General features: G+C 75.2%; 20 protein-coding genes. 10 read left to right on the top strand and 10 right to left on the bottom strand.

What is annotated here, in order from left to right:
• Position 1 precedes the first annotated feature (1 nt).
• Entirely contained in the window at positions 2 to 427 is a 426-nt protein-coding gene (locus KBX06_RS14870) for a type II toxin-antitoxin system Phd/YefM family antitoxin (RefSeq protein WP_210835100.1), read from the top strand.
• Positions 428 to 654: 227 nt separating this feature from the next.
• Here KBX06_RS14870 and KBX06_RS14865 read toward each other — a convergent pair whose 3' ends face one another.
• The 4 genes from KBX06_RS14865 to KBX06_RS14850 are packed head-to-tail and all read right to left on the bottom strand — an operon-like array spanning position 655 to position 3735.
• Complete coding sequence (locus KBX06_RS14865) at positions 655 to 1719, bottom strand: ABC transporter ATP-binding protein (RefSeq protein ID WP_210835099.1); 1065 nt, start codon at positions 1717 to 1719, stop codon at positions 655 to 657.
• Positions 1716 to 2531, bottom strand: coding sequence for an ABC transporter permease (locus KBX06_RS14860; protein ID WP_210835098.1), 816 nt, complete (start codon positions 2529 to 2531; stop codon positions 1716 to 1718). Before KBX06_RS14860 ends, KBX06_RS14865 begins: the two co-directional genes overlap by 4 nt.
• Positions 2528 to 3289 carry a molybdate ABC transporter substrate-binding protein gene (gene modA / locus KBX06_RS14855; RefSeq protein ID WP_210835194.1) on the bottom strand — a complete coding sequence of 254 codons (762 nt, stop codon included), beginning with the start codon at positions 3287 to 3289 and terminating at the stop codon, positions 2528 to 2530. Before modA ends, KBX06_RS14860 begins: the two co-directional genes overlap by 4 nt.
• Before the next feature lie 20 nt (positions 3290 to 3309).
• The gene (locus KBX06_RS14850; protein WP_210835097.1) at positions 3310 to 3735 is read right to left on the bottom strand and encodes a molybdopterin-binding protein; all 426 of its coding nucleotides are present in this window, start codon (positions 3733 to 3735) and stop codon (positions 3310 to 3312) included.
• A 200-nt stretch (positions 3736 to 3935) separates the two neighbouring features.
• Here KBX06_RS14850 and KBX06_RS14845 point away from each other — a divergent pair, with 200 nt between their 5' ends.
• Positions 3936 to 5063: a transporter substrate-binding domain-containing protein gene (locus KBX06_RS14845; RefSeq protein WP_247685888.1), complete on the top strand. Its 1128-nt coding sequence runs from the start codon at positions 3936 to 3938 to the stop codon at positions 5061 to 5063.
• Positions 4955 to 6091: a hypothetical protein gene (locus KBX06_RS14840; RefSeq protein ID WP_307854637.1), complete on the top strand. Its 1137-nt coding sequence runs from the start codon at positions 4955 to 4957 to the stop codon at positions 6089 to 6091. Before KBX06_RS14845 ends, KBX06_RS14840 begins: the two co-directional genes overlap by 109 nt.
• Positions 6092 to 6160: 69 nt before the next feature.
• Here the strand turns inward: KBX06_RS14840 and KBX06_RS14835 are convergent, their stop codons facing one another.
• Together KBX06_RS14835 and smpB are read right to left on the bottom strand one after the other, a co-directional pair.
• Positions 6161 to 6553, bottom strand: a complete 393-nt coding sequence (locus KBX06_RS14835; protein WP_210835095.1) for an SCO5389 family protein — start codon at positions 6551 to 6553, stop codon at positions 6161 to 6163.
• A 304-nt stretch (positions 6554 to 6857) separates the two neighbouring features.
• The gene (smpB, locus tag KBX06_RS14830; protein ID WP_210835094.1) at positions 6858 to 7352 is read right to left on the bottom strand and encodes an SsrA-binding protein SmpB; all 495 of its coding nucleotides are present in this window, start codon (positions 7350 to 7352) and stop codon (positions 6858 to 6860) included.
• Between the two features lie 209 nt (positions 7353 to 7561).
• On the opposite strand from smpB, the gene KBX06_RS14825 reads away from it, so the two are divergent.
• Positions 7562 to 8101, top strand: coding sequence for an RNA 2'-phosphotransferase (locus tag KBX06_RS14825; RefSeq protein ID WP_210835093.1), 540 nt, complete (start codon positions 7562 to 7564; stop codon positions 8099 to 8101).
• Positions 8102 to 8162: 61 nt separating this feature from the next.
• Here KBX06_RS14825 and KBX06_RS14820 read toward each other — a convergent pair whose 3' ends face one another.
• The 4 genes from KBX06_RS14820 to KBX06_RS14805 all read right to left on the bottom strand — a co-directional run bounded on the left by KBX06_RS14820 (position 8163) and on the right by KBX06_RS14805 (position 10472).
• A complete protein-coding gene (locus tag KBX06_RS14820) occupies positions 8163 to 8675 on the bottom strand; it encodes an NUDIX domain-containing protein (protein ID WP_210835092.1) in 513 nt (170 codons plus the stop codon).
• Between the two features lie 73 nt (positions 8676 to 8748).
• Positions 8749 to 9309, bottom strand: a complete 561-nt coding sequence (locus tag KBX06_RS14815) for an NADAR family protein (RefSeq protein WP_210835091.1) — start codon at positions 9307 to 9309, stop codon at positions 8749 to 8751.
• Between the two features lie 144 nt (positions 9310 to 9453).
• Positions 9454 to 10095: an SRPBCC family protein gene (locus KBX06_RS14810; protein WP_210835090.1), complete on the bottom strand. Its 642-nt coding sequence runs from the start codon at positions 10093 to 10095 to the stop codon at positions 9454 to 9456.
• The gene (locus KBX06_RS14805) at positions 10092 to 10472 is read right to left on the bottom strand and encodes a helix-turn-helix transcriptional regulator (RefSeq protein ID WP_210835089.1); all 381 of its coding nucleotides are present in this window, start codon (positions 10470 to 10472) and stop codon (positions 10092 to 10094) included. Before KBX06_RS14805 ends, KBX06_RS14810 begins: the two co-directional genes overlap by 4 nt.
• 231 nt (positions 10473 to 10703) lie before the next feature.
• Between KBX06_RS14805 and KBX06_RS14800 the strand changes: the two genes are divergently transcribed.
• The 6 genes from KBX06_RS14800 (at position 10704) to KBX06_RS14775 (ending at position 19281) form a co-directional block, all read left to right on the top strand.
• Positions 10704 to 11210 (top strand): hypothetical protein, encoded by a 507-nt coding sequence (locus KBX06_RS14800; RefSeq protein ID WP_210835088.1) that lies wholly within the window; start codon positions 10704 to 10706, stop codon positions 11208 to 11210.
• Complete coding sequence (locus KBX06_RS14795) at positions 11210 to 12616, top strand: hypothetical protein (protein WP_210835087.1); 1407 nt, start codon at positions 11210 to 11212, stop codon at positions 12614 to 12616. The genes KBX06_RS14800 and KBX06_RS14795 overlap by 1 nt, the downstream gene beginning before the upstream one ends.
• On the top strand, positions 12613 to 14052 hold the full coding sequence (locus KBX06_RS14790; RefSeq protein WP_210835086.1) for a VWA domain-containing protein: 1440 nt from the start codon (positions 12613 to 12615) through the stop codon (positions 14050 to 14052). Before KBX06_RS14795 ends, KBX06_RS14790 begins: the two co-directional genes overlap by 4 nt.
• A gap of 14 nt (positions 14053 to 14066) precedes the next feature.
• Complete coding sequence (locus KBX06_RS14785; protein ID WP_210835085.1) at positions 14067 to 15176, top strand: AAA family ATPase; 1110 nt, start codon at positions 14067 to 14069, stop codon at positions 15174 to 15176.
• Complete coding sequence (locus KBX06_RS14780; RefSeq protein ID WP_210835084.1) at positions 15173 to 18004, top strand: DUF5682 family protein; 2832 nt, start codon at positions 15173 to 15175, stop codon at positions 18002 to 18004. Before KBX06_RS14785 ends, KBX06_RS14780 begins: the two co-directional genes overlap by 4 nt.
• A gap of 65 nt (positions 18005 to 18069) precedes the next feature.
• Positions 18070 to 19281: an RNA polymerase sigma factor gene (locus KBX06_RS14775; protein WP_210835190.1), complete on the top strand. Its 1212-nt coding sequence runs from the start codon at positions 18070 to 18072 to the stop codon at positions 19279 to 19281.

Genomic DNA, 19281 nt, shown 5'->3' with positions numbered 1-19281 from the left:
CATGGCTGTCCCCGCTCTCACCCCGCACACCGACCAGCCGCGTTCGGTGCCGCTGCGCGAGGCGCGCACCCGGCTCACCCAGCTCGTCGCGCTGGCCGAGTTGACCGACACCGTCACCGTCGTCACCCGCGACGGCGACCCCCGGCCGGTGGCCGCGATCGTTCCGGCGGCCGCCGCCCGCAGCGCCGCCCAGGCCCGCGCCGACGCCGACCGGCTCGCCGCCGTCACCGCCGGCTGGGCCCGCCGCCTCGACGAGGCGCACCGGCTCAGCAGCCGCCGGCACTCCGCCGAGCTGCGCGCGGTCACCGCCGCCCTCGCCGAGGCGTGGGCGGAGCTCGACCGCCGCGTCACACCGGGCAGCGATCCCGGTCTCGCCCGGCTCCGCGCCGCGCACGCCGACCTGCTGGCCGCCGACCCCGCCGCCTGACCCGACCCCGGGTTCGGCGTCGTCCCGCCCGGTCGCGGGACCGGCCCGGTCGGGCCGCAACGGCGCCGCGCGGCTGGGGGCCGTGCCTCGCGCCGCCGTCGGCCGCGTCCTGGCCGCTCGTCGGCGCCGTTCTGGCCGCCGCCGGGGCGGGGGCGTCATCGGGGCCAAGGCAAAGGCCAGGGCCAAGGTAAAGGCCAGGGCCAAGGTAAAGGCCAGTGCCGGCGCCGTCAGCCGGCGGGATACGCGTGGGTCTCCGCCGCCTTCACCGCGGCCCAGACCGGCTGGCCGGGGGCCAGTCGCAGCTGGGCGGCGGCGGGCGGCGTGACGTCGGCGGCCACCCCGATCGGCCCGTCGAGACGAACCCGCAGGTTGTCCCCGTGGCGTTGCACGCCGGCCACCGTCGCCGCCCAGGTGTTGCGCGGGCTGCCCTCGGGGCGGGCGGGGTGCAGGGCCACCGCCGAGGGTCGGAAGGCGACGAAGGCATCCCCGTCGAGCCGGTCGGCGACGGTGAGGGTCAGCCCGTCGGCGACCCGGACCAGGTGTCCGTCGGCGTGCCCCCGGTGCAGGTTCAGCCCGACGAGCCGGGCCACGTAGTCGGTGCGTGGCCGCGCCGTGACGGTCGCGGCGTCCCCCTCCTGCACCACCCGCCCCTCCTCGACGACCACGAGCCGGTCGGCCAGCACCAGCGCGTCCAGTGGATCGTGGGTGACCAGCAGGGTGGCCCCCGGGTACGCGGCGAGGTGCCGGTGCAGCTCCGCCCGGGTGTCCAGCCGGGTGCGCGCGTCGAGCGCGGCGAGCGGCTCGTCCAGCAGCAACAACGCCGGCTCGACGGCGAGCGCGCGGGCCAGTGCGACCCGTTGCGCCTGCCCGCCCGAGAGCTGACGCGGTCGGCGGTCGGCGTGCTCGGCCATCCCGACCCGCGCCAGCCAGTCGTGGGCGCTGCGGCGGGCGGCACGCCGGTCGGCGCCGTGTCGCCGGGGCCCGAAGGCCACGTTCTCCAGCGCGCTCAGGTGCGGGAAGAGCAGGTAGTCCTGGAAGACCACGCCGACTCCCCGGCGTTCCGTGGGCGTCCAGGCCCGCCGGCTCGGCCGGTCCAGGTCGACGCCGCCGAGGGCGAGGTGCCCGTCGGTCAGCGGCAGCAGGCCGGCGAGCGCGCGCAGGGCGGTGGTCTTGCCCGCCCCGTTGGGGCCGAGCAGCGCGACCACCTCGCCGGCGGCGACGCACAGCGGCACGTCGAGGCGGAACCCGCCGCGATCCACCAGGAGGTGCGCGTCGAGCAGGGGCGCGCTCACGGGCTGGTGATCCAGCGGTCGCGCAGCCCGGCGAGGATGGCCACCGAGACGGTGAGCAGCACGAGGCTGAGCACCACGGCGGCCTGCACGTCGGTCTCCAGCGCCAGGTAGACGGCCAGCGGCATGGTCTGCGTACGCCCCGGATAGTTGCCGGCGAAGGTGATGGTGGCGCCGAACTCGCCGAGCGCCCGGGCCCAGCACAGCACCGCGCCGGCCGCCAGGCCGGGGGCCACCAGGGGCAGGGTGACGTGGGTGAACGTCGTCCAGCGACCGGCACCGAGGGTGGCTGCCGCCTCCTCGTACCGGCCGTCGGTGCCGCGCAACGCGCCCTCCACGGCGATCACGAGGAACGGCATCGCCACGAACGCCTCGGCCAGCACCACGCCGGCGGTGGTGAACGGCAGGGTGATCCCGAAGGTCGCGTCGAGCCAGCCGCCGAGCAGGCCCCGCCGGCCGAAGACCAGCAGCAGCGCCACCCCGCCGACGACGGGCGGCAGCACCAGCGGCACGGTGACCAGGGCGCGTACCAGGCGTCGGCCGGGGAACTCCACCCGGGCCAGCAACCAGGCCAGCGGCACCCCGAGCAGCAGGCAGAGCAGCGTGGCCAGGGTGGCGGTCAGCAGCGACAGCCGCAGCGCGGTGAGCACGCCCGGCGCGGCGAGCCGCTCCGGCAGGGTGGCCCACGGCGTACGGGCCAGCAGCCCGACCAGCGGCAGGACGAGGAAGACCAGGCCCAGCGCGGCCGGCAGCAGCAGCGCGACGGGTACCCCGGCACCCCGCCGCCGGGCCCGTACGCCGTGGGTGCGCGTCACGGGGCCCGGAACCCCGCCCCGGCGAGCACCGCGCGACCCCGCTCCGAGCGGACGTACGCGACGAAGGCCCGCGCGCCGCCGGGATTCGGCGCGTTCCGCAGCACGACGATCGGGTAGTCGTTGACGGCCCGGGCGGACTCGGCGAACTCGACGGCCGTCACCTCGGCCGCGGCGGCCAGCGCGTCCGTGCGGTAGACGAGGGCGGCGTCGACCTCGCCGAGCCGCACCTTGGAGAGCGCGCCCCGGACGTCCCGCTCCAGGGTGACCGGGGTGACGGCGACCGACGCGGCGTCGAGCGCCGTGCGCGCCGCCGCACCGCACGGCACCTGCTCCGCGCAGAGCGCGACCTTCAGGCCCGGCCGGGTCAGGTCGGCCAACCCGGCCACGCCCTGGGGATTGCCCTTCGGCACGGCGACGACGAGCTGGTTGCGGACGAAGACCACCGGATCGCCGTCGGCGTTGCCGGCCCCGGTGACCGTGGCCATGTTCCGCGTCGCCGCCGAGGCGAACACGTCGGCCGGCGCGCCCTGGTTGACCTGCGCGGCCAGCGCCGCGCTGCCGGCGAAGTTGAAGACGACGGCGGTGCCCCCGGACGCCTCGAAGTCCCGGCCGAGCCGGGTGAACGCCTCCGTCAGCGAGGCCGCGGCGAACACGGTCACCGTGCCGGCGGCGCCCGCCGACCCGCCGCCGGAGGCGCTCCCGCCGCCGCAGCCGACCACGAAGGCGAGGGCCGCCACCACCGCCACCGCCGCCGTCACCCGACGCGGCCGCTGCGCGCTCACGACCCCGGCCTCCCCCGGGAGCCTCCCGCAGGCGAGACCCGTTCCACCACCACCGTGGTCGACTTGATCACCGCGACGGCCAGCGACCCGACCCGCAGGTCCAGCTCGTCGACCGCCTCCCGGCTCATCAGCGACACGATCCGGAACGGCCCCGCCTGGATGTCGACCTGCGCCATCAGGGTGTCCTTGACGACGTTGACCACGATGCCGCGCAGCCGGTTGCGGGCCGAGGAGGCGTCCGACCGGTCGTCCGGGTCGGCGGCCTGGCCGCGCGCGAACGCGGCCAGGTCCACCCCGTCGATCGCCCGGTGGCCCTGCGCGTCGCGGCCGGCGGCGAGCCGCCCGGCGTCGACCCACCGGCGTACGGTGTCGGCGCTGACCCCGAGCAGCTCGGCGGCCTCCCCGATGCGGAACGTCGTCACCGGCCCACCCTATCCAGCGGCAGATGCGAGGCGTGACAGCGGGTGTTCCTCGTGGCTGCCGCCGCCATCAGCCCAAGAGCCTGGCGTACGCGGCGTTCCCGAACCGGCCGACACGATCGCCCGGCCGCATGCTGTCGCGACGTGACGCAATGGACCACAATGGAGGGCTCGCACCTGCGGCGGCGACGGGGAGGGCCGAGTTGGATCGGAACGACGAGACCAGCAGCACCCCACCGGCGCCGGCGTCGGTGGCCTCCGCCCGCGCGGCCCGGTCCCGGCAGGTGCGCCTGGCGGCCCTGCTGCTCCTGCTGGTGGTGGTCGTGACGGCCACGGTGCGGGTGGTCGTGGCCACCGGCCCGCCCACCTGGGACGAGCTGCGCGAGCGGGCCGGGCTGACCAACCGGGACCGGCTGATCATCGGAGTCAAGGACGACCAGCCGGGCGTGGCGCAGAAGCTGGAGAACGGCGCGTTCGAGGGCTTCGACATCGACATCGCGTACATGATCGCCGAGGACCTGGGCTTCGACGCCCCTGAGGTGACGCTGCTGTCGATCGAGAGCGAGGACCGGGCCCGTCGGCAGGCGCGCGACGCCGACGGCAGCTTCGTCACCGTCGACCTGGTGGTCGCCTCCTACAGCATCACCGAGCAGCGCCGTGACCAGGGCGTGACCTTCTCCTTCCCCTACCTGGAGACCGAGCAGTCGGTGCTGACGCTCGCGTCCGATCCCCGGCAGGTCGCCAGCCTGCGTGACCTCGAACGGGCGAAGGTCTGCACGCTGGGCACCTCCACCTCGGAGCAGCGCCTGCGCGAGGCGGGTGCGAACCCGATCGGCCGCAACCGGATCAGCGAGTGCGTACAGGCGCTCTACGACGGCGAGGTCGACGCGGTGACCACCGACGCCGCCATCCTGGCCGGGTTCGTGGGCCCGCGTCCGCCGGGCGAGCTGCCGCCGGCGACGAAGCTGCTGCGGCCCAAGGAGCTGCGGCACTGGGACATCGGCGCGGAGTCGGCGGAGAAGTGGGGCGTGAACACCGGCCCCGTCCCGGAGATGCGGGACCTGGTCAACCTCTCCCTCCAGCAGTCGGCGAAGGGCCCCGACGGCGACCGGTGGAAGGCGGCGTTCGACCGGTACCTGGCCTCGGAGCAGCAGTACAGCAACCCGCAGCAGGTGGCGGTCGGCCGGCAGCCGGAGCCCGAGGAGACGGTGGAGGTGCGGCAGTGGCCGTGGGAGAGATGGGCCCTGCCGTCTCCGGGCCGGCCGCGATCGGGCACGCCGACCGCCGCCCGGGCACCAGGCAGGCGCAACAGGCGCAGCAGTGGCTGCTGACGCTGCTGCCCGCGTTCCCGGTGCTGCTGCTGGTGCTGCGGCTCTGGCGGCTCAGCCGGCAGGACATGCCGACGATGCTGCTGCTGGTGCAGTACGTCAGCCCGCTCGGGTTGCTCAGCGCCCTGCTGATCGCGCTGGTGTGGGCGTTCCCGCTGGTCGTGCTGGTGCTGGCCGTCCTCGGCCGGCTGCTCCAGGTCAGCGCGCCTGACCGGTTCGACCCGGAACGCTCCCTGCTCGCCTACGGCACCGTGCGTACCCCCGGTTGGGTGCTGGTGGCGGCGATCGTGCTGGCGGCGCTCACCTGGCAGCTGCGGTTCCTGCCGCTGCTGCTGATGCTCGCCGGCTGGCTGCTGGCACTGCGGACGCGGCTGCGCCACCCGGACCGCCCCCGCCGGATCCTCGTCACCACCGTGGTGCTGCCGGTCGTGGCCGCGGCCGCGAGCTACGCCTGGCTGGCGCCCGCCGTGCCGGGGGCGGTCGGCGAGGGCGAGCTGGCCACGGCCCTGCTGCTGGTCGTGCCGCCGCTGGGGGCGGTGGTGCTCACCGGCCCGGTGCCGCGCCCGGTCGCCCCGGCGCTGACCCGCGCCCTCGCCTACGCGGTGGCCGCGGTGGTGCCGCTGGTGATGGGGGTGGTCTTCCTGCGGGTGCCGCTGCTGCCCGCCGTCGCCGTCGAGGTCGGCCCGGAGGCCGGGCCGGTCCGGGAGGTGGTACGCGGCGAGGCGGTCACCGTGACCGACCGGATGACGATCGTGCTCGACGGGCGGGGCGAGGTGCGCTTCCTGCCCAACGACCACGTACGCGGGCAACTGCTCTGCCCCGACCCGGGGCGGATCCCGGTCAGCCGGGTGGACGTCTACGGCTGGCACGTGGAGGAGACGGCGCTGGACTGGATGATCCCCCGGCAGGCGGTGGGGCGGCCGGACCCGCGCTGCCTGGGCCGGGTGCCGACGGTGGACCCGGCCGACGCGTCCGCGCCGTCGTCGCCCGGGCCCGCGGCGTCGTCCGGGCCGCCGCCGCGCGCCCGCTGACGGTCGGCCGGCCGGCGAGCGGGACGGGCCGTCGACGCCCCTCCCGCCCGCCGGCCGCATCCGACGGGGTCAGCAGTCGCGCAGCTCGGGGGACTGGTTGAGCAGCTGCCCCCGGGCGGAGATGAACCGCCGGTACGCGTCGGAGTCGACGGCCGCCGGGCGGAAGGCGGCGACCCGGTGGCAGTTCTGGAACGCGAGCTTGACCTGGAAGTGCCGCTCCAGGCCGGCCCGGATGGCGTCGCTGGCGAGCGCCCGCAGCAGTTGGCCGCGTTCGGCGTCGGTGGGCGGCGGGACCACGTTGTCGGCATGGTCCGCGTTGGTGGCGGCCAGTTCGGCGACCACCCGGCTGACCGTCTGCCAGGCGTACGGCAGCGAGTCGCGGACGCAGGCGACGAACTCGGCGTCGTCGACGGGACCGCGCTCGGCGGCGTCGAGCAGGGCGGACGGGACGGTGAGAGACATGTTCATCCTCCAGTTTCACTGGTAACGACTACGGTTTTCATTACCGTGGCGAACTGAGCACACCACGACGACGGTGCCGCGTCAATGACCCTCCGGCGTGCCGCGCCGACCCACCGTGACGGCGGCGGCGGTGGCGGTGCGGGCGCACCAGCACCCGGACCGGCGCGCCAACAGGCGGGCGACGGAGCCCGATCGGCGACCGGGGTGCACGGCGACGGGAGAGGCGGCGCCGGGGGTTAGCGGCAACCGGGGTGGGCGGTGACGGGGTGGGTGGCGACCGGGGCGGGCGGCGCCGGGGAGGCGGTCAGCCCCGCCGCGTGGTGCGGCCCTTCAGGTGGCGGCCCAACTCCCGGGCGATCTCCCGCTCGGCGTCCCGCTCGGCCAGCGCCTGCCGCTTGTCGTACGACTTGCGGCCCTTGGCCAGCGCCAGCTCGACCTTCGCCCAGCCGCCCGAGAAGTACATCGACAGGGGCACCAGGGTCAGCCCGCCCTCGCGGGTCCGCTCCAGGATCCGGGCGATCTCCACCCGGCGCAGCAGCAGCTTGCGGGTGCGCCGGGGCGCGTGGTTGGTCCAGCTGCCGAAGCCGTACTCGGCGATGTGCAGCCCGTACAGCATCAACTCGCCGTCGCGCTCCTGGGCGAACGCGTCGACCAGCGACGCCCGGCCCTCGCGCAGCGACTTGACCTCGGTGCCGGCCAGCACGATGCCCGCCTCGTAGGTCTTGAGGATCGTGTAGTCGTGCCGCGCCTTCTTGTTCGAGGCGATCAGCTTGCGCTCGGTCTGCCGGGCCGCGTCCACCTGGTCGAGACTATCGGCCCACGCCCCATGTCCACGCCCCACGCCCCACGCCCACGCACTCCACGGCCAGCGGTGCCCGCCGGAGCCGTGGGCGTCCTGCCTGACCGTGCGCGCCGCCGGCCGGGCCGTCCCCGCGTGGTGCCGCCGGAGTCGGCGGGGCCCGTCGAATCCGATGGCGCCGCCGGCGCCCGGCGGGAGAGACTCCGCGGATGGATCATCGGACGATGGTGCGGCTGAGCAAGCGGATGTCCCTGGCGTTGCGGCACGAGCCCGCCCGCTTCGGCCTCGCGCCCGACCGGGCGGGCTGGGTGTCGGTCGACGACCTGCTCGTCGCGCTGCGGATCGACCGCGTCGAGCTGGACGCCGTGGTGGCCGGCGACGACAAGCAGCGCTTCGCCGTGCGACGCGGGACCGACGGCGTCGAGCGGATCCGGGCCAACCAGGGGCATTCGATCCCGGTCGACCTGGGGCTGACGCCCAGCGCACCGCCGGCGCGGCTCTACCACGGCACCAGCCGCGTCGTGCTCCACTCGATCCGGGCCACCGGCCTGCACCGGGGCGGCCGGCACCACGTCCACCTGTCGCCCGACGTGGCGACCGCCCGGCGGGTGGGTGCCCGCCGGGCGGGCGAGCTGGTGGTGCTGACCGTGGACGCGGCGGCGATGGCCCGCGACGGCCACGCCTTCTACCGCAGCGCCAACGGCGTCTGGCTCACCGACGCGGTGCCCGCCCGGTACCTGGCGGGCTGAGCGGCCCTACCTGGCGGGCTGAGCTGATCGGACCCGCTACCTGCCGGTTGAGCGGCCCGGCTCAGTCCGCGTACCGGGTGAGGAAGTCGGCGAGCACCCGGGTGTGGGTGGAGAAGGCCAGCTCCGTCGGCTCGGTGAGCACCAACCACTCGGTGGCCTCCTCGGTGGGTGCCGACGGGGGCAGCGCGTCGGCCCGCCGCTCGGGCAGCTCGCCGAAGACCATGATCGTGCCGCCGGCCGGGGCGCCGTGCACCGCGAGGAGGCGGGCGTCGGCGGCGTCGGCGTACAGGCCCGTCTCCTCGCGCAGCTCCCGCACCAGCGCCTCCTGCCACTCCTCGCCGTACTCGACGAAGCCGCCCGGCAGCGCGAGCTGGCCGCGCGCCGGCTCGATGTCGCGGCGCACGACGACCACGCCGAGGCCCCGGGCCGTGCGGACCGGCAGCACCGCCACCGCGACGGGCACCGGATTGCGCCAGACCGTCTCGCCGCAGACCGCGCAGACCCTCGGCCACCCGGTAGCCGTCGGGTAGCCGGCGCCGCAGAAGGAGCAGTGGGAGTACGCCACGGCGGTCATGCCGCAGCACGTTACCCCGCGCACCCGCCGCCGGGGCCCGCCGCCCGTGTCGAGCGGTGGCACGCCCCGGTGCTCACGGGCCGCCCGCACGCAGGACGCCGCGGGCCGCCATGAGGGCGAACCCGAGCAGGTTGGCTCCCTGCCAGCGCGCCGGATCCTCCGCGCGCGGGTCGTCGGCGGCCAGGCCGATGCCCCAGACGCGGTCTACCGGGCTCGCCTCCACGAGCACCCGCTCACCGGTGCCGAGCAGGAACGCCCGCAGGTCGTCGTGCTGACCGAACTTGGCGACGCTGCCCGCCACCACGATGTCGAGGCGCCGGGCCTCCCAGGTCGCCTGGTCGAAGCCGCGGACCTGGCGGCCGAGCGACTTCGCGCGGTGGGGGTGCCCGGCCGCCAGGATCCGTTCGGCGACCGCGGCGTCGCCGAACAGCATCGCCTTGTGCCACATCATCCAGTGCTCGGCGGTGGCGTACGTCCGCTCGCCGTCGCTGGACGGGGCCGGCCACCACTGGCTCAGGCAACCGGGCCCGACGCTGCCGTCGCGCTGCGGTCGGTGCCCCCAGAAGCGCAGGTAGCGGATCCTCTCACCGGCGCGGACGGCGGCGACGAGCTCGGCGACGGATCGTGGCGACATGGCGGCGAGTGTGCCCGAGGGGTCCGACGAACGCGCGCGAATTCCGGACCGGCACCCCGGCACGCGGTGGTCTGAGGGGCGGGCCTCGTCGGCCCGGCGCGCGTTCGGCACCGCGCCGAGCCTCGTCGGCCCGGCTCGACTCGGTCAGGGCGTCGGAGCGCCGGTGTAGAACGCGGTGGTGCGCGCCACGGCCGCCCGGGCGTCCCCGGCGTCGGTGCCGTCGGCGACGCTCGCCTCGCCCCACCGCTCGCTGCTCGCCGTGACGAACAGCCGGCCCTGCTCGGAGACCGCCCAGGCCTCGCTCTCCTCCGGCGTGACCCCGCTGCCGTCGGCGGCGAGGTGCGAGGCCAGCCCGAGTAGCGCCAGGTCCCAGCCGACGCCGAGCGCGCCCGGACCGTACTGGTCCCAGCGCTCCTGGTCCACGTGCGCGACGTGTTCCAGCTCGAACCGGGTCCGGCCGTCCTCGACGGGCGTCAGCCGCACCTCGATCCAGCTCACCTCGTCGCCGTACTCCCAGGTGGCGGCGAAGCTCCTCGGCGGGTCGCAGCGCTCGACCGTGCCGCCGGCGTTGCCTTCCAGTTGGTAGCGGCCGTGCAGCCGCAGGTCGCCCGAGATCGGCGTGAACCAGCGGGGGATGCGCTCGGCGTCGGTGCAGGCGTCCCAGACGTCCTCCAGCGGCGCGTCGTACGTCTGGCTGATGGTCATCACCCGGGCCTCGCCGGCCTCCAGCACGCGCCGGCCGAGCTGGCGGCGTACGGCGCTGATCTGTTCGGTCGCGTCGATCATCGGTCTCTCCCGTGTTCGGTCGTGTCGTCGGTCGGGGGCGACTGCTCGCGCAGCCGCCGTTCGCGCTTGCCTCGGGCCAGCTCGGTGGCGAGGGCGTGCAGGGGCGGCGTCCAGAACCGCCGGAAGTTCTCGAGCCAGCGGTCGACCTCCCGCAGCGGGCGGGCGTCGACGGCGTAGAGGCGTCGGGTCCCCTCCGCCCGGACGGTGGCGAAGCCGTTGTCCCGCAGCACCCTCAGATGCTGGGAGACGGCCGGCTGGGTGATCCCGAACTCGCGCCGGATCACGTCGCACAGCCCGCCGGCGGTCATCTCGCCGTCGGTGAGCAGTTCGAGGATGCGGCGCCGCACCGGGTCACCGAGGACGTCGAAGGCGTGCACGGAACCTTTGTATCAGGCAAATCTTATTTAAGCGAGCGGTGATGCGGCGTGTCCGCTCCAGTCTCCCGCGCGAGGCCGGGGCGACATCCCGGCGCTCGCCGTCCGCGAACCCGACCCGGGGTCGTGTCGTACGCGTGGTCCATGATCCTTGTCGTCAAGCGGCGCCGGCGACCCTTCCGGCGTCCGGATCGTCATGGGCGGCGCCGGCAGCGGCGGACGGGAGGTCGGACGGTGGCTGACGCGGAACGGACCGCGTGGCGACGGCGCAGCACGGTGCGGGTGGTGCCGCCCGCGCGGCGCCGCAAGCTGGCCAAGGTGCCCTTCGTCGAGCTGGCCGACGGGCGGTTGCAGGGGGTGGTCTCCAGCGGGTCGGACGTCGACCGGGTCTACGTGTCGTCGATCGCCTCCGGCACCCACGCCTACCACTGCAGCACCAACAACAACCGTCCCTGCGGCGGGCTGCGCGGCACGCCGTGCAAGCACCTGCACGCCCTGGCCGACGAGGCACTGCTGCAGTACGGCGCCGAGCGGGTCGCCCGCTACCTGCGGGTCGACGTCGGCGCGGGGGCGGACACCGGCCGGGAGTTGCTCGCCGCTCTGGACGGGCGGCACGAGCCGACCCCCGCCGCCGTCGTGTTCAGCCGCTTCCTGCGCCACCTGTCCTACCTGGAACTGCCCGGCAGCACGCTCCCTCTGCCCGAGCTGCACTGGTTCCCGGCCACCGGGGCGGGCCGCTGATGCTCGGCACGCAGCTCACCGTCCTGCGCGACGACGCGCCGGCCGGCCTGACCGACGCCCTCGACCTGGTCGCCGGCCTCGACGACGCCCTGGTCCGCGGCTTCGCCCGGGTCGGTGCGGACGACGCCGCCGCGCTGGCCGCCCTGGCCGGGGCGCTGGCCGCCACCCCGCTCGGCGACCGGCTCGCCGAGGCGGCGGCCAAGGTCGCCGCCGGTCCGGTGGCCGAGGAACACCTCCTCACCCTGGCCGGCGCCCGGTGCGCGCTGCTCGGCGCCGCCCACGACGCGCTGCTCGGGCAGCTCGACACCGCGCTGGGCCGGGCCCGCGCCCCCTGGACCCCCGGCCCGGTCGGGTCTGCGGGCGACGGCTGCCCGGCCCGCGCCGGCGCGCGCGCCTGGCTGCACGAGATGGCGGTGACCGGGTGGGCCGGCCTCGACCACGAGCTCGTGGCCGCGGCGGGGGCACCGGTCGAGGCCGCCCTCGCCGAGCCCGGCCTCCGCAGGCTGGCGGTGCTGCTCGACGGGCTCGCCGCCGAGTTGCGGGCCTGCGTGCCGGTCGCCACGATGGCGCAGCCACCGGTCCGGCGCTGGGCCGACCTCTGGGCCCGGGGGGTGCTGCTCGCCCAGGACGCGGCCGCCGCAGCCGTTCCGACCGCCGTCGAGGAGGTCAGCGGGCGGCTGCTCGTGCTCGGCGTCGACGTGCACGAGCACGACACCGCCGTGCAGGCCCAGTTGCACGCGATCCTCGAACCGGCCGACGGCGGACCGCCCCGGCTGGTCCGCTGCGCGGTCGGCGCGGTCAAGGTCGAGACGATCGTCGGGCCCGCGCTGTGGCGGCTGCTGGACGCCCATCCCGTGCTGCTGGCCGCGCTGGGCGAGCGGCGCAGCGTGACCGTCACCGGTCTGCCGCTGCACGGCGCGGACCTGATCTGGCACGACGAGCGGGTGCGAGCCGGCGAGCCGGCCGACCCGTTCGCCACCGCCCGCGTCCTGTTGCCGACGGCGGTCGCGGCGGCGTCGGCGCCGCTGGAGCGGCACCCCGTCGGGATCGCCGAGCCCGTGCTCATGGAGGGCTACACCGTGCACGACGACGACGGCACGACGACCTTCGAGCTCGACGGCCAGCCGGTCGCGGTCGCGGTCGACCGGCTGCCGTCCTGCGGCCCGCTCACCCCCGAGCTGGTGGCCGCCTCCTCCGCCTGCCTCGGCCTTCTCCGCTGGGACGACGGCCGCTGGCTGCTGCAACCGCTGGCCGTACGGGCCACCGTCAAACGCCGGCCGGTCGACGTGCACACCGGCGACTGGGCGGGCGGCGTCACCGACCCGAAGATCGCCAAGGCCGAGGTCAGGGCGGGCGACGCCGTGGCGGTGCTGCGCGAGCGCGCCGGACGGTTGCTGCGCCGATGACCGACTCCCCGGACCCCGTGGACCTCGCCGACGCCAACCGGCGTCAGGTGCTCTACTGGCGGCTGCTGGCCCGGCTCTTCGACCCCGAGGAGCAGCCCACCCTGGAGTCGGCCAGCATGGCGGTCGTCGACGACCTCGGCCTGCCGGCCGCCCTGCTGGATCCGGCGGTCTCGGTGGACACCGTCGTCCAGCGCTTCCCGGCCATCGCCGACGAGCTGCGCGGCCTGCTGAGCCCGACGCCGGAGGACCCGCCGGCCGCCGAGGCGCACCTCCCGCCGGCACCCGGCGTGGCCGCCGAGCCCGCCGACGTCGCCGTCGTGCCCGCTGCCGGCCTGACGCCCGCGCCGACTCCCGGCGGCGGGTCGCCGGGCGCAGCCGAGGTGCGCCGTGCCGCCCTGGTGTCGAAGCTGCTGCTCAACGTCTTCGCCACCGGCCACGGGACGGTCGACGCCGCCCAGTTGGCCCGGTGGCAGTCCGACGCCGGCTGGTTCGAGCAGGCGCTCGGGACGGAACCCGGCGGGCTGCGCCGGCAGGGCGGCGGTGACGGCCTGGGCGGGGTGCTGGCCGGCATCGAGGGCGACCTCGTCCGCCGGATGCACCTGCGGGAGGTGCTGGCCGATCCGGTGCTGGCCAGCCGGCTGACGCCGAGCATGTCGCTGATCGAGCAACTGCTGCGGGACAAGGCGAACCTCTCCGGGGTGGCCCTGGCCAACGCCAAGGCGCTCATCCGGCGGTTCGTCGACGAGGTCGCCGAGGTGCTGCGCACCCAGGTCGCGCAGACCAGCGTCGGCGTCGTCGACCGGTCCGTGCCGCCGAAGCGGGTCTACCGCAACCTCGACCTGGACCGCACCATCTGGCAGAACCTGACGAACTGGAGCCCGGAGGACGAGCGCCTCTACGTCGACCGGCTCTACTACCGGCAGACCGCCCGCCGGGTCACGCCGGCCCGGCTGATCGTGGTGGTGGACCAGTCGGGTTCCATGGTCGACTCGATGGTCAACTGCACCATCCTCGCGTCGATCTTCGCCGGCCTGCCCAAGGTGGACGTGCACCTGATCGCGTACGACACCCGCGCCCTGGACCTCACGCCGTGGGTGCACGACCCGTTCGAGGTGCTGCTGCGTACGAAGCTGGGCGGTGGCAACGACGGGCCGGTCGCGATGGCGCTGGCCCGCCCGAAGATCGTCGAGCCGCGGAACACGGTCATGGTGTGGATCTCGGACTTCTACGAGTTCGACCGCTCCCAGCCGCTGTTCGACGGCATCGAGGCGGTGCACCGCTCCGGGGTGCGGTTCATCCCGGTCGGCTCGGTCGACAGCTCGGGCCAGCAGAGCGTCAACCCCTGGTTCCGGCAACGCTTCAAGGACCTGGGCACGCCGGTGATCTCCGGCCACATCCGCAAACTCGTCTTCGAACTCAAGAGCTTCCTCACCTAGGAGAACAACCCTTCATGTCCGAGATGCTGCGTGCCCCCGCCGAGGTCAAGTACGCCGAGGAACTCGACTTCCTGGAGTCGGTCGACACCGACCCGAAGCCCTTCTCGTGGCGGCTGAGCCCGCGGATGGTCCGACTGTTCGTCCTCGGCTCGGAACGGGCCGACGGGCTCGACCGGGAGATCCCGCAGAAGTGGTTCGGCGACCGCACGTTCGTCGAACGCAGCATCGTGACCCTGGCGTCGGACCGGGGTCTGCTGCTGATCGGCGACCCGGGCACCGGCAAGAGCTGGCTGGCCGAGCTGCTGGCCGCCGCCGTCTGCCGCAACTCGACCCTCGTGGTCCAGGGCACCGCCGGCACCACCGAGGACCACATCAAGTACTCGTGGAACGTCTCCATGGTCATCGCCCGGGGCCAGTCCCGGGAGTCGATGATCCCCTCGCCGATCATGACGGCGATGGAGCAGGGCACCGTCGGCCGGTTCGAGGAGCTGACCCGCTCCACGAGCGACGTGCAGGACGCGCTGATCTCGATCCTGTCGGAGAAGTACGTCTCCATCCCGGAGCTGGACCACGACAACATCGTCTTCGCCAAGCCCGGCTTCTCGATCATCGCCACCGCGAACAGCCGGGACCGGGGCGTGAACGACCTCTCCTCGGCGCTCAAGCGGCGGTTCAACTTCGTCCGGATCCCCGTGGTGACCAACAAGCGCAGCGAGGCCGAGATCGTCCGCTTCCGCACCGAGGAACTGCTGCGCCGTCATCAGATCACGCTGGACGTACCCCCCACCCTGCTGGACATCCTCCTCCAGAGCTTCGCCGACCTGCGCGCCGCCGCCTCCTCGGCCACCAGCGACGACGAGAAGCTGGAGTCGGCGCTGTCCACCGCCGAGCAGATCGGCGTGCTGGAGGACGCCATCCTGCACAGCCAGTTCTTCGGCGACCGCACCCTGCGCGCCGCGACGCTGGCCGGGTCGCTGGTGGGTTCGCTGGCCCGACGCAGCCCGGAGGACCTGGCGATCCTCAACAAGTACCTGCACGGGGTGGTCGAGCCGCGCGCCAAGCAGGACGGCGGTTGGGAGAGCTTCCTCGACGGTGGCCGCCAGGCGATCGCCGCCCTGTCGTGACCGCCCCCACCACCCCCGGGCCGTTCGGCGCGCTGCGCGAGCAGCTCACCGCCGCCGCCGGCGCCTTCGCCGGCGGTCCGGACGCCGTCGCGGAGATCCTCGCCGGCATGGTCGACGACGTCGACCGGGCCCTCGGCGAGGAACTGGAGATCTTCCCGGTCTGCCACCACTCCCCGTCGTCCGCGCTGGCCATGGTCCGCAGGCTGCGCGCGAAGCAGCCGAAGGTGATCTACCTGGAGCTCTGCGAGGACCTCCAGCCGCTGCTGGGCGAGCTGCGCAACTGCCGGCTCCCGGTCGCCGTGCAGGCGTTCGCCTCGGAACTGGAGGGCTTCCCGGCCGACTGGGGGCCGCTCAGCGTGGTCGCGCCGATCACCGAGGCCAGCGCCGAGTACCAGGCCGTCGCGTACGCGTCGGAGACGCCGGGCGTCGAGCTGGTGCTGGTGGACCGCTCCACCGACCACGTCTTCCAGTGGCTGCCCCGCCCGCCCGGTGCCGCCGAAGAGGCCCCGTCCGGCGGGGACGTCGAGGCCGCCGCGCCGGCGGGGGAGGAGGCGGCCCTGCACGGCGACGCGGTCGGCGTCGAGATCGGCGACCTGCGGCCCCGCTTCGCGGAGCTGGAGGCCCACCTGCTGCACCACGGCAAGGTCCGGCACTGGTCGGAGTGGTGGGACCAGTACGTCGAGCAGCCGCTGGCCGACGCCGACCACGACACCTACCGGCAGGTGATGGTGCTGATCGGCAGCCTGTTCCGGCGGCTGCGCCCGGCCGGGTCGGACGCCCGGGACCGCGACGAGGACCGCGAGCGTCACATGTGGACCCGGATGCGGCAGCATCTCGCCGCCTCCGGGGCCGACCCCGCCGACTGCCTCTACGTCTGCGGCGCGTTCCACGCCGCCAGTCGGGTGGAGCAGTTCGGGCTGCGGGCCGACGCCCCGTTCGACATCGGCCCGCGCACCGGCACCCGGTGGCACTACGGCCTCATCCCGTCCAGCCACTCCGCCATCGAGGCGCAGTTCGGCCTCGCCCCCGGCTCGGTGTCGATCGCCGCCGCCACCTGGACCAAGGCGGTCGCCCGCACCGGGCTGGCCCCGTTCCGGCTCGAGGGGCAGCGCGGCGGCCGGACCCGCGCCGCCGGCCGCCGCCGGGCCCCCGCGGCTCCCGCGCCCGCCGCCGCAGTCGCCGACCGGCTCTCGGGATACCTGGCGCAGCCGCCGGCGGCGCAGGGCCTGGACGAGGCGGAGCTGCGGGGCTGGTGCGTGGACATCGTCCGGCTGGCCCGGCGCAACGGCTACCTGGCCAGCACCGCCGACGCGATCGCCGTCTTCGAGACCTCGATCCTCCTCGCCGGCCTGCGCAACCGCGCCCGCCCCACGCCGTACGACTTCGCCGACGCGGCGGTCACCTGCATCGAGAAGGACGTCGTACCGGGGCGCCGGGACGTCCGCCGGCTCTGCGAGATCCTGTTCGGCGGCGACCGGATCGGTCAGGTGGGCTACGAGGCCCTGCCGCCGCTCGCCCGCGACGTGCACGACCGGCTCGCCCCGCTCGGGCTGGACCTGGAGAAACGCGCCATCCAACGGGCCCTGGTGGACCTGCGGGCCAGCCCCGAGCTGGTGCCCTGCTCGGATCTGCTGTGGCGGCTGCGGCACCTGCTGCCCCGCGACGCGGTCCGGCCCGTCATGGGCGAGCGTCGGCTGGGGCACCGCTCGATCCAGGAGAGCTGGGACCTGGCCCTCGGGCGCAACCAGCGGGCGCTGATCGAGCTGGGTTACGAGGGGGTGACCGTCGAGCAGGTGCTGGAGCAGCGCCTGCGTCGCGCCGTCCGGGGCACGGACGCGACGGCCTCGGTCGCGCTGGAGGCCGTCGAGGACGCCATCCGGCTGCTCGACAGCCCGCGTCTGGTCGACGAGCTCGGCACCCGGGCGGTGGAGCTGCTCGCCGCCGAACGCACCGTCGACGACGCCCCCGAGGTGCTGCGCCGGGTCCGGCGGCTGCTGGCCCACCACCGCGCCACCGGGCCGCTGCCGGCCTGGTGCGAGGCGTTCGTGACCACCGGCTACGCGCACTACTGCACGCTGCTGCCCACGGCGTTCCTCGACGAGGACAGCGGCGTGCGCCAGGTCGGCGCCATGCTGGGCTTCCTGTTCGGCATGGAGAGCCTGGCGATCTCCCTGGGTTGCGACCGGTCCCAGCTCGAACTGGCCGTCGCGCAGTGCCACCCGCAGGCGCCGGCCAAGGTGGCGTTGCTCTGGGCCGCCCGCCACCAACTGGGCCTGCTGCCGCTGGCCGAGTTGCGCGAGCGGTGTGCCGCGCTGCTCGCCAATCCGCTGGTGGTGCCGGCCTTCCCGCAGTATCTCAGCGGCTTCGTGCAGGCCCTGGAGCCGGTGCCGGGGCTGGCCGGGTTTGTCGTGGAGGTGATGTCGTCCGCGTTCGCCCGGCTGCCCGACCCGGTGCTGCTGCCGTGGCTGCCCACGCTGATCACCACCCTGCGCGCGCACGGTGCGGAGCTGGTGCCGCTGCTGGTGCGGGAGGCGGGGCGGACGTTCCCCGGCTCGCTGGCGGCGCTGGACGCCTGGGTGCCGCCGTGGTCGGCCCCGACCCCGCCGGCGCCGGCGGTCGCCGCCGTCGGGTCCGGGCCGCTGACCGCCCTGCTGGCGGCCAATCCGCAGAGCGTGGACGCCGTCGCCGCGTTGCTCGGCTGCGACGGCGGCTGGCGCGAGGGGAACGCCACCGCCGACGCCGTCCCCGCCGGGCTGACCGCCCTGCTGGCCGCGCATCCGGAGAGCGCCGACGCCGTGGCCGGCCTGCTGGCGGCGATCCCGCGTTGACCGGCGGCCGGCAGCGGCGAACGAGGACTGACGAGTCGCGGGTCGACGAGGTGAGCGTGAGCACGATGGTCGACGTGGAGGCGGTGTTCCGCGCCGAGTACGGCCGCGCCGTCGCCGTCCTGGTCCGCCTCCTCGGCGACATCGACCTCGCCGAGGAGGCGGTGCAGGAGGCGTTCACGGTGGCGGTGGCACGGTGGCCCGAGAGCGGACCGCCGCCCAGCCCGGCCGGCTGGATCATCACCACCGCCCGGAACCGGGCCGTCGACCGGCTGCGGCGGGAGGCCTCCCGCGCCGACCGGCACGTCCAGGCCGCCCTGCTGCACGTCCGCGACGTACCGGCCGAGGGGGGACCCGTGCGCGACGACCGGCTCCGGCTGATCTTCACCTGCTGCCATCCGGCGCTCGGGCCCGCCGCCCGGGTGGCGCTGACCCTGCGGCTGCTGGGCGGGCTGGGCACCACCGAGATCGCCCGCGCGTTCCTGGTGTCGGAGGCGACCATGGCGCAGCGGATCGTCCGCGCCAAGGCCAAGATCCGTGACGCCGGGATCCCGTACCGGGTGCCCGGCGACGCCGACCTGCCGGACCGGCTCTCCGCCGTGCTGGCCGTGCTCTACCTGATCTTCACCGAGGGGCACACCGCCAGCTCCGGCGACCGGCTCGTCCGCGACGACCTGTGCGCCGAGGCGATCCGGCTGGGCCGGCTGCTGGTGGAGCTGATGCCGGACGAGCCGGAGGCACTGGGGCTGCTGGCGCTCATGCTGCTGACCGAGGCACGCCGCCCCGCCCGCACCACGGCCGACGGCGCGCTGGTGCCGCTGCCCGAGCAGGACCGCCGCCGGTGGGACGCCGGGCTCGTCGTCGAGGGGCAGGCCCTGGTCCGTCGCTGCCTGCGCCGCGACCGGCCCGGGCCGTACCAGATCCAGGCCGCGATCGCCGCCGTGCACAGCGACGCGCCCGACGCCGCCGGCACCGACTGGGCACAGATCCTCACGCTGTACGACCAGCTCACCGCGTACGCCCCGGGGCCGGTGGTGGCGCTGAACCGGGCCGTCGCGCTCGCCGAGGTGGCCGGGGCGGCGGCGGGGCTGGCCGCGGTGGAGCGGCTCGACCTGGCCGGCTACCACGTGTTCCACGCCGTCCGGGCGGACCTGCTGCGGCGGCTGGGCCGGGCGGGGGAGGCGGCGCAGGCGTACCGGACGGCCGCCGAGCGGACGGGCAACGCTGCCGAACGCGCCTTCCTGACCGCGCGGGCGGCGTGCGCGCTGACGGGCGGATAG

The sequence above is a fragment of the Micromonospora sp. C31 genome (assembly GCF_018070575.1).
GTDB lineage: Bacteria > Actinomycetota > Actinomycetes > Mycobacteriales > Micromonosporaceae > Micromonospora.
This window is presented reverse-complemented; position numbering and strand designations above follow the sequence as displayed.

Excerpts from the sequence above, each read along its gene's own strand:
- KBX06_RS14820 (WP_210835092.1), bottom strand. The coding sequence starts at position 8,675 with ATGACCGCCGTGGCGTACTCCCACTGCTCCTTCTGCGGCGCCGGCTAC.
- KBX06_RS14785 (WP_210835085.1), top strand. The coding sequence starts at position 14,067 with ATGTCCGAGATGCTGCGTGCCCCCGCCGAGGTCAAGTACGCCGAGGAA.
- KBX06_RS14815 (WP_210835091.1), bottom strand. The coding sequence starts at position 9,309 with ATGTCGCCACGATCCGTCGCCGAGCTCGTCGCCGCCGTCCGCGCCGGT.
- KBX06_RS14810 (WP_210835090.1), bottom strand. The coding sequence starts at position 10,095 with ATGATCGACGCGACCGAACAGATCAGCGCCGTACGCCGCCAGCTCGGC.
- KBX06_RS14870 (WP_210835100.1), top strand. The coding sequence starts at position 2 with ATGGCTGTCCCCGCTCTCACCCCGCACACCGACCAGCCGCGTTCGGTG.
- KBX06_RS14790 (WP_210835086.1), top strand. The coding sequence starts at position 12,613 with ATGACCGACTCCCCGGACCCCGTGGACCTCGCCGACGCCAACCGGCGT.
- KBX06_RS14835 (WP_210835095.1), bottom strand. The coding sequence starts at position 6,553 with ATGTCTCTCACCGTCCCGTCCGCCCTGCTCGACGCCGCCGAGCGCGGT.
- KBX06_RS14825 (WP_210835093.1), top strand. The coding sequence starts at position 7,562 with ATGGATCATCGGACGATGGTGCGGCTGAGCAAGCGGATGTCCCTGGCG.
- KBX06_RS14795 (WP_210835087.1), top strand. The coding sequence starts at position 11,210 with ATGCTCGGCACGCAGCTCACCGTCCTGCGCGACGACGCGCCGGCCGGC.
- KBX06_RS14775 (WP_210835190.1), top strand. The coding sequence starts at position 18,070 with ATGGTCGACGTGGAGGCGGTGTTCCGCGCCGAGTACGGCCGCGCCGTC.